This is a genomic window from Variovorax glucosi (assembly GCF_051216695.1).
Classification (GTDB): Bacteria; Pseudomonadota; Gammaproteobacteria; order Burkholderiales; family Burkholderiaceae_C; genus Variovorax.
This window is the reverse complement of sequence record NZ_JBPJZE010000345.1, coordinates 1-1,073: the sequence shown is the minus strand read 5'-3', so window position 1 is coordinate 1,073 and position 1,073 is coordinate 1. Positions and strand designations below refer to the sequence as shown.

Sequence of the window (1,073 nt, the reverse complement as noted above, 5' to 3'; positions counted from 1 at the left end):
CGAACCAGAGCGTGTATTACAAGGAATAAAGAGACATGACCACCCTGCAGAAAGTCGCACTCATCGTCGGCGCTGGCGATGCCACCGGCGGTGCCATTGCCCGTCGCTTCGCGCGCGAAGGTTTCGCCACCTGCGTCACGCGGCGCAGCCTCGACAAGCTGCAACCGTCCTACCTCGCCCACTATGCCGGGCGCTATCTGCGCAACATGCTGCAGCAGGGCTTCACCAGCATCCGCGATGCCGGAGGAGGCGAGCAGGGCCTGGTGCAGGCGCTGGAAGAAGGGCTGCTCGAGGGGCCCCGCTACCTGATTGCAGGCAAGGCGCTGTCCCAGACCGGCGGGCATGGCGACATGCGGGGACACCGGGCCGCCTCGCCTTGCAAGTGCGACCTCGTTGGCGCCTTCACGCGTGTGGTGGACGGAGAAAACCATGTTCGGGAGGCGGTGCGCGACCAGTTTCGCCAGGGCGCGCATCACATCAAGATATTCGTTTCCGGCGGCGTACTGTCGCCCACCGATCCCATCTGGTCGCAGCAGTTCAGCAACGCTGAAATTGCGGTTGCCGTGGAAGAGGCGGCGCGGTGGCGAAGCTATGTCATGGCGCATGCGCACACGAAGGAAGCCATCGTGCGGTGTGCCGAGCACGGCGTTCGCTCCATCGAGCACGCCAGCATGATGGACCGCGAGGCCGCTGAGATCGTCGCCCGCAAGGGCGCATTCGTGGTTCCCACCCTGGGCATCGTCAAGCACATGCTCGACGGCGAGGTCCGGTTGCCTGCCGGCGCGCTCGACAAACTCAAGTACCTGGTGGACGCCATGTACGCAGCAATCGGGCACGGCGAAAGAGCAGGCGTCAAGGTCGGTCTCGGCACCGACTTGCTGGGCTCGCTTCAGGGGAAGGAAACCCATGAACTCGTCCTGCGCGGAGAACTGAGTTCATCGCTGAATGTGTTGCGCTCCGCGACATCGGTGAATGCCGAACTGCTGGGCATCGACGAGCAGGTGGGACGGATCAAGGCGGGCTTCGATGCCGATCTGATCGTACTGGACAAGAACCCCGTCGAAGTCATCACG

The 1,073-nt window shown here is 63.7% G+C and carries 1 protein-coding gene; it reads left to right on the top strand.

Going from position 1 to position 1,073, the window contains the following annotated elements; translation table 11 throughout:
* Positions 1-35: 35 nt before the first annotated feature.
* Positions 36-1,073: metal-dependent hydrolase family protein (locus ACSFA3_RS25525; protein WP_435508115.1), on the top strand; the 1,038-nt coding region annotated here is incomplete at its 3' end.